Origin of the sequence: Streptomyces sp. NBRC 110611 (assembly GCF_001590865.1) — a bacterium.
Classification (GTDB): domain Bacteria; phylum Actinomycetota; class Actinomycetes; order Streptomycetales; family Streptomycetaceae; genus Streptomyces.
Genome location: NZ_BBUY01000008.1, coordinates 175,443 through 189,024, shown reverse-complemented (window position 1 = coordinate 189,024; position 13,582 = coordinate 175,443). Strand labels below are relative to the sequence as shown.

At 70.9% G+C, this 13,582-nt stretch carries 12 protein-coding genes; 5 read left to right on the top strand and 7 right to left on the bottom strand.

Annotated elements, in window-relative coordinates:
* Positions 1-23 precede the first annotated feature (23 nt).
* The 5 genes from AZE13_RS19450 to AZE13_RS19430 all read right to left on the bottom strand — a co-directional run bounded on the left by AZE13_RS19450 (position 24) and on the right by AZE13_RS19430 (position 4,081).
* Positions 24-803 (bottom strand): MerR family transcriptional regulator, encoded by a 780-nt coding sequence (locus AZE13_RS19450; protein WP_066933179.1) that lies wholly within the window; start codon positions 801-803, stop codon positions 24-26.
* A gap of 108 nt (positions 804-911) precedes the next feature.
* A complete protein-coding gene (locus AZE13_RS19445; protein ID WP_066933176.1) occupies positions 912-1,310 on the bottom strand; it encodes a GntR family transcriptional regulator in 399 nt (132 codons plus the stop codon).
* A gap of 160 nt (positions 1,311-1,470) precedes the next feature.
* A complete protein-coding gene (locus AZE13_RS19440; protein ID WP_066933173.1) occupies positions 1,471-2,493 on the bottom strand; it encodes an ABC transporter permease subunit in 1,023 nt (340 codons plus the stop codon).
* Positions 2,490-3,446: an ABC transporter ATP-binding protein gene (locus AZE13_RS19435; protein WP_066933171.1), complete on the bottom strand. Its 957-nt coding sequence runs from the start codon at positions 3,444-3,446 to the stop codon at positions 2,490-2,492. The genes AZE13_RS19440 and AZE13_RS19435 overlap by 4 nt, the downstream gene beginning before the upstream one ends.
* A gap of 95 nt (positions 3,447-3,541) precedes the next feature.
* Positions 3,542-4,081: a GNAT family N-acetyltransferase gene (locus tag AZE13_RS19430; RefSeq protein WP_398780172.1), complete on the bottom strand. Its 540-nt coding sequence runs from the start codon at positions 4,079-4,081 to the stop codon at positions 3,542-3,544.
* A 107-nt stretch (positions 4,082-4,188) separates the two neighbouring features.
* On the opposite strand from AZE13_RS19430, the gene AZE13_RS19425 reads away from it, so the two are divergent.
* Complete coding sequence (locus AZE13_RS19425) at positions 4,189-4,992, top strand: exodeoxyribonuclease III (protein WP_066933168.1); 804 nt, start codon at positions 4,189-4,191, stop codon at positions 4,990-4,992.
* A gap of 12 nt (positions 4,993-5,004) precedes the next feature.
* Here AZE13_RS19425 and AZE13_RS19420 read toward each other — a convergent pair whose 3' ends face one another.
* The gene (locus AZE13_RS19420; RefSeq protein ID WP_066933166.1) at positions 5,005-5,754 is read right to left on the bottom strand and encodes a MerR family transcriptional regulator; all 750 of its coding nucleotides are present in this window, start codon (positions 5,752-5,754) and stop codon (positions 5,005-5,007) included.
* A gap of 311 nt (positions 5,755-6,065) precedes the next feature.
* Between AZE13_RS19420 and AZE13_RS19415 the strand changes: the two genes are divergently transcribed.
* The 4 genes from AZE13_RS19415 (at position 6,066) to AZE13_RS19400 (ending at position 9,876) form a co-directional block, all read left to right on the top strand.
* Positions 6,066-7,661, top strand: a complete 1,596-nt coding sequence (locus AZE13_RS19415) for a flavin-containing monooxygenase (RefSeq protein ID WP_066933163.1) — start codon at positions 6,066-6,068, stop codon at positions 7,659-7,661.
* Positions 7,658-8,641, top strand: coding sequence for an alpha/beta fold hydrolase (locus AZE13_RS19410; protein ID WP_066933159.1), 984 nt, complete (start codon positions 7,658-7,660; stop codon positions 8,639-8,641). Before AZE13_RS19415 ends, AZE13_RS19410 begins: the two co-directional genes overlap by 4 nt.
* A 74-nt stretch (positions 8,642-8,715) precedes the next feature.
* Positions 8,716-9,612: an SDR family oxidoreductase gene (locus AZE13_RS19405; protein ID WP_258527872.1), complete on the top strand. Its 897-nt coding sequence runs from the start codon at positions 8,716-8,718 to the stop codon at positions 9,610-9,612.
* Positions 9,613-9,687: 75 nt separating this feature from the next.
* Entirely contained in the window at positions 9,688-9,876 is a 189-nt protein-coding gene (locus tag AZE13_RS19400; protein WP_066933156.1) for a hypothetical protein, read from the top strand.
* A gap of 124 nt (positions 9,877-10,000) precedes the next feature.
* On the opposite strand, the gene AZE13_RS19395 is transcribed toward AZE13_RS19400, so the two are convergent.
* A complete protein-coding gene (locus AZE13_RS19395; protein ID WP_066933417.1) occupies positions 10,001-13,444 on the bottom strand; it encodes a S41 family peptidase in 3,444 nt (1,147 codons plus the stop codon).
* Positions 13,445-13,582 lie beyond the last annotated feature (138 nt).

The window sequence follows — 13,582 nt, the reverse complement described above, 5'->3', positions numbered from 1 at the left end:
TCGTCAGCCCTGGTCAGCCCTCGTCAGCCCTGGTCGTTCTGGCGTACGGCGTTGGCGTGGGCGGCGGTGCGCAGATACGGGGCGAGGCCGGGGCGCTGTTCGGCGGGCGGGACGATCAGGGCGAAGGCGCGCGGATCGGCGGCGAAGTCGTCGGCGATCCGGCCGTGCATATCGGTGGGGCACGGAGTGAACCAGCGGCTGATGTGCTGCCGGTGCTCCTCGGCGAGGTCCATGGCACGCTCCCCGTCCGCCGGGGCTCCGGCGTCGAAGGCGGCGAGCAGCCGCCGCCGCCAGTCGGCCGCCTCGGCCATGAGCGTTGCCCAGTCCTCCTTGGAGTGTGCGGCGGCCCGTGCCATCGAACGCTGGTGACCCTCGCTGTGCTGCCACTTCAGATGGGCCTCGGTGGCGTAGGTGAGGTCGAAAGCGACCTCACCGAAGACCTCGAACCGCTCCTCGGGCGTCAGCTCCACCCCGGTCTGCTGGACCTCCATGGCCTGCTCGGCGACTTCCACCAGCCGCTGCAGCTTGGTGATCTGGTCGGTGAGCAGGCGGTGCCGCGCACGGAGGTGGTCGAGGGCGTTGGCCTGCGGGTCGTCCATGATCGTGGCGATCTCGTCGAGGGGGAAGCCGAGCTGCCGGTAGAAGAGGATCTGCTGGAGCCGGGCCAGGTCGGCATCGCTGTAGAGGCGGTAGCCGGCGGGGCTGCGGTCGCTGGGGGAGAGCAGGCCGGACTTGTCGTAGTGGTGCAGGGTGCGCACCGTGATCCCCGCGAAGCCGGAGACCTGCCCGACCGAGTAGCCCATCGCCGTACCTTTCGTCCTGCCGTCGTGTACGACGATCAGGGTGCGGCCTGACGTTACGTGAGGGTCAAGCGGGGGGGAGGGGCACGCGGGTCACGAGGGGCGCGCGGGTCACGCCGGCTGCCCGTACCGCTCCTCCAGCACCGAGTCCACCAGCGCTCGTACGTCCTCGCGGTCCAGCCCCTCCGCCCGGGCGCGCTCCATCCAGGAGCGGAGTTCCGCGCGGAGCAGGGCGTCCGCGGCGGACTCGGGGCGGGCGAGGGTACGGCTGACGAAGGTGCCGAGGCCGGGGCGTGGTTCGACCAGGCCCTCGCGCTCCAGTTCGCGGTAGGCCTTCAGGGTCGTGTTGGGGTTGACCTTGGTGGTGGCGGCGACCTGCGCGGCGGTCGGCAGGCGGTCGCCCTCCACGAGGGTGCCCAACCGCAGCGCCTGCTTGACCTGTTGGACGATCTGGAGGTAGGTGGCGACGCCACTGCGACGGTCGATCCGGAATTCGACGACGCTCACCACCTCTCTGCTGTTTCTGCTGTTTCTGCAGCTTTCGGTTCTGCTGCTTCCGGTGTCACGGCTCTGCCCGTCCCCGCCGCGGCCGGGCGGCCCGACCGCTCGATGATCGGGCCGCCCGTACCGGGTGTCAAAGCGCCGCCCGGCGGGCACCGCAGCTCGCCGTTCAGAGCGGCCGCCGACGGGCCCACCACACGACGAATGCGAGCACCACGGCGGTCAGCGCCAGCAGGATCCCCGCGCCCAGCCACTGCATTCCGGGCATCTGCCCGTAGTCGAAGTACTGGGTCGTGCGGTTGACGATGCCCAGCTTGGCCCGGCAGGCGTCGCCGTCGGCGCCGGTGCAGGTGCCGATCCCGTAGAGCTTGCCGCCGGCGGTGGACAGCCATTCGTCGATCCGTACGGAGCTCAGCGGCAGGTCGGGGCCGCCGGCGTCGTACGGATAGCTGAGGCTGCGCAGCGTGCCGAGGTGGTCGCGTACTTTCTCGGCCCAGATCACGCTGAAGACGAAGGCGAGGAGGGCGGTGACCGCCATCGCCGGCACCACCCGCTTGATCAGCATGCCGATGGCGATACCGCACGCGGTCAGGAAGAGGGCCTTGGCGACCGGGACCGGGCCGGTGCTGTCGAAGGCGCCGCCCACCAGCCAGTCGCCGTCCATCGCCAGGTTGTGAGCCGGTGCCCACAGCCAGGTGAAGGCGGCCGACAGCAGGGTGGTGCACACCGTGACCACGGCCAGTGGCAGGGCCAGCGTGACCGCGAGCCAGCGGCCCTGGCCCGCCGACTGGGTGCTGACCAGTTTGAGGGTGCCGTGCTCCTGCTCGCTCGCGATCAGCGGTGCGCCGAGGAAGACGCCCGCGATGACGGGCACGTACTGGAGGAAGGAGGCGCTCTTCTCGATCAGCTCCCCGAAGTGGTTGCGGAACTCGTTGAGCAGCTGCTCGTCGGCCGGGTGCGAGGCGGCCTGGGTGCCGGCTGAGGAGCCCTTGACGTGCAGGAAGTCCATCAGGCCGAAGCGCTGGTACACGAAGAGCGCACACCCCGCGACGGTGGCCAGCAGGGCGAGCCGCAGGAACGAGCGGTGCCGGTGCCAGACCAGCCAGGGCAGGCCGCGCAGGAGCGTACGGGACGGAGCGGCCGTGGTCTCAGTCGTGGTCGCAGCGGTGGTCGCGGCGCCGGTGGTCGTCATGCCGTCACCTCCCGGGCGTCGTCCGCTATCAGGCCGGGGGCTCCGGGCGTCCGCAGATAGGCCAACAGGACTTCCTCCATACTCGGTACCAGGGCTTCCCAGCTGTCGGAGAGCGGTCCGCCGGGCCGGATCAGGGCGCTGAACTGCCGCCCGGTGACCCGGGATTCGATGATCGTGTGCTGCCGCCGCAGCTCCTCGGGCACTCCGTCGCCGTCGCCGTCGGCCAGACCCGTCACCAGCGTGTGCGCGGGCACCAGCTGCTCGGTCGGGCCCGCCATCCGCAGCCGCCCCTCGGCCAGCACGGCGAGGTAGTCACACATCTCCTCCAGCTCGGAGAGCACGTGGGACGACATCAGGACGGTCGTGCCGTGCTCGGCGGCCTCGGCCATCAGCAGCCCGGACAGCTCGTGCCGGGCGAGCGGGTCGAGATCGGACATCGGCTCGTCGAGCAGGAGCAGGTCGGGCCGCTTTCCGAAGGCGAGGGCGAAGGCGACACGGGTGCGCTGGCCGCCCGAGAGGGTGCCGGTCCGGGCGGTGAGCGGCACGTTTCCGGACCGTACGATCCGCTCGGCCAGCGCCTGGTCCCAGCGCGGGTTCAGCTCGCGGCCCAGCCGCAGGGTCTCGGCGACCGTGAAGCGGGGGTAGAGCGGCTTGTCCTGGGCGAGGAAGGCGACCCGTTCCAGGACGGCCGGGTCGCTGACCGGGACGCCGAACAGCTTCAGGGTTCCGGCGGTCGGCTGTACCAGCCGCGTCGCGGCGCCGAGGAAGGTGCTCTTGCCCGCGCCGTTCGGGCCGACGAGCGCACAGATATGGCCGGCGGGGAGCCGGAAGGAGCAGTCCCGCAGCGCCCAGGTGCGACGGTAGCGCTTCCCCAGTCCTTCGGCCTCGATGGCCCACGGGCTCGGGCTTGAGCCCTGACTCCGGCTCCGGCTCTGGCTCGGGTCGTCGCTCATCCGGATCCCCCCTTAGACGATCTATTTAGCTAGTTCATTAGTGGAATGAGTATGGAGAGCGGCCAGGAGAGCTGTCAAACAGAGTGGGAGACCCGTCAAACAGAGCAGGTGCCGGCGGCGGTGGCGGCCTCGGCCAGCGGCTTCACCATGCAGCGACTGCCCTCGTACGCCCGGTAGTGACCGAACTTCTCGGCCTTCTCCACCAGTGCGTACCCGCTGGACGCGTACAGCTCCAGCGCCTCCGGCTGCTCACTGCCCGTCGACAGCACCATCCGGGAGCGGCCCGCGGCCTGCGCGTCCGCCTCCAGCGCGGCCAGGATCCGCCGTGCCAGTCCCCGCCCGCGTGCCTCCGGGAGCACGAACATCCGCTTCACCTCGGCGTCCCCGGCCGCGTATCCGTCGGCGGCGACGTCGTGGGCCCGCCAGCCCCCGGTGGCCAGCGCCCGCCCGTCCTCGTACGCGATCAGATACGTACCGTTCGGCGGGGTGAACATCTCCGGGTCCAGGGGCGTCATATCGCCCTCGCCGCCGTAGCGGCGGACGTACTCCTGCTGGACCAGGCCGTCGAGCCGGACCGCGTCGGGGTGGTCGTACCGGACCGGCCGTATCGTGATCTTGCCAGCGCGAGTCTCCATTCCGCGAAGCGTACGGGAATCCCGCGAGGGAACGAATGCCGGCCGGAACGGACGAGAACGCGATCACGACAAGGCGATCAGCTGCCGGGCATGGGTATGGTGCCCGGATGCTCACCGTGACCTCTGCGAATGTGAACGGGCTGCGCGCCGCGGCCAAGAAGGGCTTCGTCCCGTGGCTGGCGGAGACCGCGGCCGATGTGCTGTGCCTGCAGGAGGTACGGGCCGAGGCCGCCCAGCTTCCGGAGGAGGTGCGGGAGCCCGCGGGCTGGTACACCGTGCACGCCCCGGCGGCGGCCAAGGGCCGGGCCGGTGTCTCCCTCTACACCCGCCGTGAACCGGACCGCGTCCGGATCGGCTTCGGCTCGTCGGAGTTCGACGACAGCGGCCGCTACGTGGAGGCCGACCTGCCCGGGGTGACCGTGGCCAGCCTCTACCTTCCCTCCGGCGAGGTGGGCACCGAGCGCCAGGACGAGAAGGAACGCTTCATGGCGGAGTTCCTCCCGTACCTCATCGGCCTCCGCGAGCGCGCCGCGGCGGACGGCCGGGAGGTCGTGGTCTGTGGCGACTGGAACATCGCCCACCAGGAGGCCGACCTCAAGAACTGGAAGGCCAACCGGAAGAAGTCCGGCTTCCTCCCCGAGGAACGCGCCTGGCTCACGGAGGTCCTCGGCGAGACCCGCGGCGGCTATGTGGACGTCGTCCGCACCCTCCACCCCGACACCGAGGGCCCCTACTCCTGGTGGTCGTACCGGGGCCGCGCCTTCGACAATGACGCGGGCTGGCGAATCGACTACCAGATGGCCACGCCGGGGCTGGCGGGGCGCGCGGTGAAGGCGTACGTCGAGCGGGCGGCGAGCTATGACCAGCGGTGGTCCGATCATGCTCCCGTGACTGTGGCGTACGGGCTGTAGCGAGCCATAGGGTCAGCGGTCTTCCCCGTCCTGCCCCTTCCGCCGTAGCCGGCCCTCCAGTTCGGCCCGGATCCGGCGGTCCATGGCCATGGAGAGTTCGGCCTCCACCACGCCCTTGGAGAGGGGGCGGAGGCCTTCGATGGTGCGGGCTATTCGGTCCAGGTCCTGGGCGGTGCCCGGGCCCGGGGCGGCGTGGTCCAGGACGTCGGCGAGGAGGTGGGTGCGGATGAGGGTGGTGAAGAGGTCGGCGAGGGCGTCGGCGTGGGCACGGACTCTGCGGCCGGCCTCCAGGACGGCGGCCAGGGGGATGCCGCTGTTGACGAGTTCGGCGGAGGCGTCCAGGAGGCGGCGGCTGATGTGGACGAACTCGTCCCCGTCGATGGCGAGATAGCCGATATCGAAGGACGTGCTGAGGTTCTCCGGGGTGATGTCCCTGCTGAAGTGGTCGACGAGCTGTTCCGGGGTGAGGCGCACGGGGGTCTCCTCGGACCAGGGAGGGAGCAGGGGGCTCTGCAAGTCGCCTTGCAGGCCGAGGAGTTCGCCCACATCGCGGCCCGCTTCGAAGGCGGAGAGGAGGTCGGCGATACCGCCGAGGGTGTGGCCGCGCTCCAGGAGGGCGCCTATGGTGCGGAGCCGGGCCAGGTGGTGCTCGTTGTACCAGGCGATCCGGCCCTCGCGGCGCGGTGGCGGGATGAGTTTGCGCTCGCGGTAGAAGCGCAGCGTGCGGACCGTGATCCCGGCTTCCTCGGCCAGCTCGGCCATGCGGAATTCGCGTGTGGGGCGGCCGTCTTGCCGGGGCCGCCGCTGTCCGGCCTCGTCCGTGGAGTGCTCACGGGAGGTCTCGTTCCCGGAATGCTCGCTCGAGGTCTCGTTCGCTGCCACGGGGCCAGCCTATGCCGGAGGTGTGACGCCGGGGATGTGGCGCCGGGCCGGGGTGCGACCGGCGGTAACTTCCTGCCGCCCGACCCCTACCGCTCGGTACGCGGCTGTCCTACCCTCCCAGTGTGCTCGATCGTGCCAGTGATTGCTGGCATGGTTGGCGAGAGGCGGACGTCGGACTCGGGAGGCGGCGGATGGCCGGGCGCGAACGTAGCGGTCGTAGGCAAAGCGGTCGTTGGCATGTGCGGGTGGCGGTGATCGGATCGGGCTTCGGCGGCCTGGGGGCGGCGGTACGGCTGCGCCGGGAGGGGATCACCGATTTCGTGGTCCTGGAACGGGCCGGTTCGGTCGGCGGCACCTGGCGGGACAACAGCTATCCGGGGTGCGCGTGTGACGTCCCGTCGCATCTGTACTCCTTCTCCTTCGCCCCGAATCCGGAGTGGCCGCGGAACTTCTCCGGGCAGCCCCACATCCGCGCGTACCTCGAGCGGGTCACGGACAATTTCGGGCTGCGTCCGCATATCCGGTTCCACTCGGAAGTACGGAGCCTCCGGTGGAGCAGCGATGAACTGCGGTGGGAAATCGATACGGCGTCCGGCGCGCTCACGGCGGATGTGGTGGTGTCCGCCACCGGGCCGTTGTCGGATCCCAGGACTCCGGACGTGCCGGGGATCGACGGTTTTCCCGGGAAGGTCTTCCATTCGGCACGCTGGGATCACGCGTACGAGCTGCGCGGTAAGCGCGTCGCCGTGATCGGCACGGGCGCCTCGGCGATCCAGATCGTGCCCGCCATTCAGCCGGAGGTGGCGCGTCTCACGCTCTTCCAGCGCACTCCGCCGTGGGTGCTGCCGCGCGCCGACCGCAGTATCACCGCGGCCGAGCAGTGGCTGCACAGCAGGGTGCCGGCCACCCGCGCCGCTCGCCGTGGGCTGCTGTGGGGCATCAGGGAGATGCAGGTCAGCGCCTTCACCAAGCGGCCCGGAGAGCTGGGACTGATCCAGTTCCTGGCGAAGCAGCACATGAGGAAGGCCATCAAGGATCCGGCCCTCCGGAGCGCGCTGACGCCGGACTACCGCATCGGATGCAAACGCATTCTGCTCTCCAATACCTACTATCCGGCATTGGCCCGGCCGAATGTGGACCTTGTACCGGCCGGGCTGAAGGAGGTGCGGGGCAGCACGCTTGTGGGTGCGGACGGAAGTACGGCCGAGGCCGACGCGATCGTCTTCGGCACCGGCTTCCGTGTGACGGACATGCCGATCGGGGAGCGCGTCACGGGGGTCAACGGGACGACGCTGGCGCAGGAGTGGAAGGACGGAATGGCTGCGCTGCGCGGCTCCAGCGCGGCCGGATTCCCGAATTTCCTGACCATCATCGGTCCCAACACCGGGCTGGGGAACAGCTCGATGATCCTGATGATCGAGTCGCAGCTGAATTACATGGTGGATTTCCTACGGCAGTTGGACATTCTGGGAGGGAAGATCGCCTTGAATGCACGGCAGTCCGCGGTGGACGAATGGACGCGGAAGATTCAGCGACGGATGGCGCGGACGGTGTGGAACACCGGCGGCTGCGACAGCTGGTACCTGGACGCCAAGGGGCGGAACACCACCGTCTGGCCGGGCACCACAGCGGAGTTCAGGAAGGTGACGCGACGGGTCGACCTCGCGGAGTACGAGGTACTGCGGCCGGCCGGCGCAACAGCGGGTCCGGCCACCGCGACCGGTACCGAGACCGGTACGGCAGTGGGGGCGGCGACCGGTGGTGCACGTACGGAGGCGAGCGCATGAGCAGCAGCCGTCCCGGTCACGTCACCAGCGGTCCGTACGCCCCGCCGGTGCCGCGTACGACGATGACCGTCACCTCCGCCGACGGCGCCCGGATCTACACCGAGATCCACGGCCCCGAACACGCCCCGGCCATCGTGCTGGCCCACGGCTGGACCTGCTCGACCGCCTTCTGGGCCCCGGTCGTCCGCGACCTGTCCGCCGACCACAAGGTCATCGTCTATGACCAGCGGGGACACGGGCGCAGCCCGGCGGTCCGGCCCGCCGGCCACAGCACCCATGCACTCGCCGACGACCTGATCGCCGTACTGGAGCGGACCCTTGAGCCCGGCGAACGCACCGTGGTGGGCGGCCACTCCATGGGCGGCATGACGATCATGGCTGCCGCCGGGCGGTCACAGCTGCACGAACGGGCGGCCGCCGTGCTGCTGTGCAGCACCGGCCCCACCGAACTCGCCGCAGAGGCCCGGGTCTTCCCCTTCCGGAGCCCGGCCGCCCGGCGCCAGGCACACTGGCTGCTGCTGCACTCGCGTACCCCGCTCGGCCCCGTATCGTCGCTCACCAAGCGCGCGCTCAAGTACGCCACGATGGGCGCCGGTTCCACCCCCGAGCAGGTCGAGGCCTGCGCCCGTATCGTGCACGCCTGCCCGACGGGCGTACGGGCGCACTGGGGCAAGGTCCTGTACGGCCTCGAACTGACCGGTGGGGCGGGCAAGCTGACGATGCCGGCCGCGGTCATCGCGGGGACCGCGGACCGGCTGACGCCACTGGTGCACGCCCGCCGGCTGGCCTCCGTGCTCCCCGACTGCCGGGACCTGACCGAACTGCCGGGGCTGGGCCATATGACGCCGATCGAGGCGCCGGACACGGTCGCCGGCCGGCTGCGCGCCCTCGTACAGGACCACCTGGAGCGGCAGGAGCACCGGGAACAGCAGGCGCGGCAGCAGGAGACGGCAGCGGAGCAGAGGGGGAAGACGGCGTGAGCGAGCGAGGGAGCGGAGGAGGGGCCAGGAGAGCCCGAGGGGTCATAGGGGCCGGAGGGCCCAGGGGCAGGAGCTTGGCCGGGCAGGTCATCGTCGTCACCGGCGCGGCGCGCGGTGTCGGTGCGCTGCTGGCCCGTAAGTTGTCGGCGCGCGGTGTGACCCTGGCACTGGTCGGCCTGGAGCCGGACGAACTGAAGAGCGTGGCCGCCGCACTCCACGGGCCGGCGCACCACTGGCCCGCCGACGTCACCGACCACGCGGCGATGACCCAGGTCGCGGGCGAGGTCAAGGACCGCTTCGGGAAGGTCGATGTGGTCGTCGCCAACGCCGGGGTGGCGTCCGGCGGCCTGTTCGCCGACTCCGATCCGGTCGCCTGGAATCGGGTCATCGAGGTCAATCTGATCGGCAGCGCGGTCACCGGGCGAGCCTTCCTGCCCGTACTGATGGAATCCCGTGGCTACTTCCTCCAGATAGCCTCGCTCGCCGCGCTCACCCCGGCGCCGATGCTCACCGCGTACTGCGCTTCCAAGTCAGGCGTCGAGGCGTTCGCGCACAGCCTGCGTGCGGAGGTCGGCCACCGGGGCGTACGGGTCGGCGTCGGCTATCTGAGCTGGACCGACACCGACATGGTGCGCGGCGCCGACCGGGACGACACCTTTCGCGAGCTGCGCGCCCGGCTGCCCTGGCCGTCGAACAAGACCTATCCGCTGGGTCCCGCGGTCGACCGGCTCGTCGCGGGCATCGAGCGCCGCTCCGCGCATGTCTACGGGCAGGGCTGGCTGCGCGGGATGCAGTCCCTGCGGGGCTGTCTGCCGGCGCTCATCGGGACGGTGGGCCGGCGCGAGATGCGGCGGTTCGGCGACCGGCTGGACGGAGTGCGGATCGGCCTGATCGGCGCGGGCGGGGAGGCGGACGAAAGGGCACGCGCCGCGGCACACAAGGGCGGCGTCACGGACGGTATCCATCCGTGATCGAAGTGCGAGCGATGTTCGGGCGTGTCACGCTGGTCGAGGCCCAACCCCCACACCTCACTAGGAGTGAACAGCATGGGCATAAAGGACCAGTTCCAGGACAAGGCCAACGAGCTCAGGGACCGGGCGCAGCAGGCACGGGAGAGTGCCGAGCAGCGCGGTCAGGGCCGGCGGCCCCAGGGGCAGGGCCGTAGTCGGACCGCACCGGACCCGATGGACGAACTGCGCGAGGAGCAGCAGTACCGTTACGACGACGAGACTTGATGCGGCCGTCCTGAAACACCGTGCGATGCGAACGGCGATATGGGGCAGTGCGAGCAGAGGCGCACCCGGTCAACCGGGTGCGCCTCTCGTCATGTTCGGTGTCCCGTCGTCGTTTGAGCCCCCCTCAAGCCCCCGCAGCCTCCGCCGCGCTCCCGTTACCGCTCCCGGCCCCTGCCCCGTTCCGCGGCGGCAGTGCGGGCCGCCGTCGGTCCGGTACGTCCGACAGATCCGGAGGTGTCGCCGCCGGGTGCCGGTCCAGCAGCTCCAGCGCCGTACGCACCGCCACGCCCAGCGTCGGCTGCCGCCCCTCCGCCCAGTGCAGCGGCGAGCGCAGCGCCTCGATGTCGACCTCGACGCCGTGGTTCTCCACGCCCCACCCGTAGAGCCGGAACCACGCCGCGTTCATCGGGACGGTGATCGTCGTCCCGTCGGCGAGCCGGTGCCGGCCGGTCATCCCGACCACCCCGCCCCAGGTGCGCATCCCGACCACCGGGCCGATGCCCTGCAGTTTGAAGGCCGCGGTGATCATGTCGCCGTCGGACGAGGTCATCTCGTCGGCGACCGCGACGACCGGGCCGCGCGGAGCGTTGCTGGTGTACGAGACCGGCTCGGCGTCGCGGGTCAGGTCCCAGCCCATGATCGTGCGGGTCAGCTTCTCGATGACCAGCTCGGAGATGTTGCCGCCGGCGTTGCCCCGGACGTCCACGATGAGCGCGGGCCGGGAGACCTCCTTCCGCAGGTCGCGGTTGAACTGCGCCCAGCCCGAGCCGCCCATGTCGGGGATGTGGAGGTAGCCGCACCTGCCGTCGCTCAGCTCCCGCACCACGGCCCGGCGTTTGGCGACCCAGTCCTGGTAGCGCAGCGGCCGCTCGTCGACCAGCGGGACCACCGCGACCCGGCGGGCATGGCCGCTGCTGTTGCTGTTGCTGTTGCTGTTGCTGCTGCTGTTGCCGTCGTCGTCGCCGGTGCCGCTTCCGTTGCCGTCACTGTCCGCTGGGGAGAAGGTCAGCTCGACGGTGGTGCCGCCGGCCGCGGACAGCAGCGGATACGGGCCGGTCAGCGGGTCCACCCGGCGGCCGTCGACATGGGTGAGCTCGGCGCCTTCGCGGATGCCCGTACCGGCCAGCGGGGAGCGGGCCTTGGAGTCCGACGACTCGCCCGGCAGGATCCGCTGCACGAGCCAATGGCCGTCCCGGCAGACGAAGTTGGCGCCGAGCAGACCGATGGCGCGCTGATAGTGCGGTGGCCCCTCATTGCGCCGGGCACCGGTGACGTACGCGTGCGAGGTGCCCAGTTCGCCCAGTACCTCACGCAGCAGATCGGCGAACTCGTCCGGGGAGGAGACCCGTTCGACCAGCGGACGGTACTGCGCCAGCACCGCGTCCCAGTCGATTCCGCACATCCGCGGATCCCAGAAGTACGCCCGGATGATCCGGCCCGCCTCCTCGAACCCCTGGCGCCACTCCGCCCCCGGATCGACGTCGTGCAGAATGCGCCGCAGATCCAGGTAGACCGTCGCATCGCTGTCCGACGGCTCGGTCGCCGGCACCGCCCGCAGCTCACCCTCGTCGTTGACGACCAGCCGCGTGCCGTCGCCGCTGAGCGCGAACCCGTCCAGGGAGCTGGTGAGTTCGGTGCGCCGCGCCTTGGTGAGGTCGAAGTGTTCGAGGGTGGGCCGGCTCGACGTCTTGTCGGGGTCGGCGAAGGTCTCGCCCAGCGCGCCGGAGATCGGCCAGCGCAGCCAGACCAGCCCGCCGCCGCTGACCGGCTCCAGGGAGGAGTACTTGGACGCCGACACCGGGAACGGCGTGACCCGGTTCTCCAGCCCCTCCACCTCCACCAGCACCGTCCCCTCCCCACCCGTCGGCGGATTCTCGTCGGGATCCAGCCCGCCCGCCGCGGGCCGCCCCTCCGCCGACAGCGCGAAGGGGGACGGAGTGGCGGACGACAACGGCACGAGATGCGGCCGGCACCCCAGCGGGAAGGACAGATCCCCGGTGTGCACGTCGTAGACCGGGTCGAAGCCGCGCCACGACAGGAACGCCAGATAGCGGCCGTCCCGCGTGAACACCGGTTGTTCGTCCTCGAAGCGCCCGTTCGTCACGTCCACGATGTGCCGGTCCGCGAGCCGGGCCATCTTGATCTGCCGCAGCGAACGGCCGATCCCCGGATGCGACCAGGTCAGCCAGCGTGAGTCGGGCGAGAACGCCAGGTCGCGCACCGGACCGTTGGCGGAACGGATCAATTCGGTCACGCCACCGGGCCCGGCCGCCACCTCCTCCGCGCTCCGGTCCTCCTCGGTCGACCCTTCACCCGGCCGGGTCACGTCCACCAGCAGCAGCCGCCCGTCGTGCGCGGCCACCGCCAGCCGTTCACCGTCCGGCGAGGACGCCATCTCATGTACCCGGCCCACCTGCCCCGCCGCCAGCCGCCGCGGCTCACCGGCCCCACTCGCGCGCGGCAGGTTGGAGATTTCGATGGCGTCCGGCCCCTCGGCATCGGTCACATACGCGATCCGTCCGCTGGCCCCCAGCATCTCCGGCAGCCGGACCCATACGCCCGGGGTGTCGTGGATCGTCCGGGCCGGGCCGTCGCGGTGGGTGAGCCAGTACAGGCTGCCGCGTACGCCGACGGCGCTGGCGCGTCCCGTGGCGTCCACCGCGAGCGAGGTGACATTCGACGCGGCCGGGACCTGGTAGCCGCGGCGCCCGGCTCGCGGCCCGCCCAGCCGCACCGACAGCTTGCGCGGTACGGAATCCGGGCTCAGCTCGTCGACGAGCCAGATGTCGCCCGCGCACTGGTACACGATCCGTTCGCCGTCCGTCGCGGCGTGCCGGGCGTAGAAATCGGCGTGATCCGTATGCCGCCGCAGATCGGTCCCGTCCGGCAGACACGAATAGACATTGCCGACCCCCTCATGATCCGACAGGAAGGCGATCCGCCCTCCCACGAACATCACCGAGTCCAGATGCCCGTACAGGTCCGGCAGCAGCCGCGTCCCGTGCAGCCACATCCGTCCCATCGCGCCGCCCCGGTAGCGCTTCCAGGAGGCCGGCTCATGCGGCGGCTTGCCGGTGAGCAGCAGCGTCTTGTGCTCTCCGGCGACGTCCGCGACCGCGATATCGGCGGCCGGCCCCCAGGGCAACTTCCGGCCCGGGCTGCCGTCGGTCGCCAGCTTGTAGGCCCAGGAGTAGTACGAGAACGGCTGGCCGTGCGACGAAACCGCCAGGATGTGCCCGTCCGGCGTCCACCCGCACACCCGCGCGTCCGTGCTGCCCCAGTACGTCAGCCGACGCGCCGGGCCGCCCTCGACCGGCGCCAGATACACCTCGGGATCGAGACTCCGCCAGCTGGTGAACGCGATATGCCGCCCGTTCGGGGAGAAACGAGGGTGCCCGACCCGCGTCCGGTCCACGGTCAGCCGCCAGGCCCGCCCGGGCTCCTGCCCGTCCGGCGCGATCGGCGCCACCCACAGGTCGTCCTCGGCGGCGAAGCAGAGCAGGTCCCCGTGCAGATGCGGAAAGCGCAGATACGAGCCCACGTCGGACGCGCTCGGCGCGTTGGGCACACGGCGCAACCGCCCGCCCGCCGGATCACTCGCACTCGACTCCGGCCCCGGTCCGACGCCCTCGCGTGCATCGCTCACCCATCCATGGTTTCGGGAGGGGATGGGGGCGGCAAGTCGGCCGGGTGAATACCAGCCGGA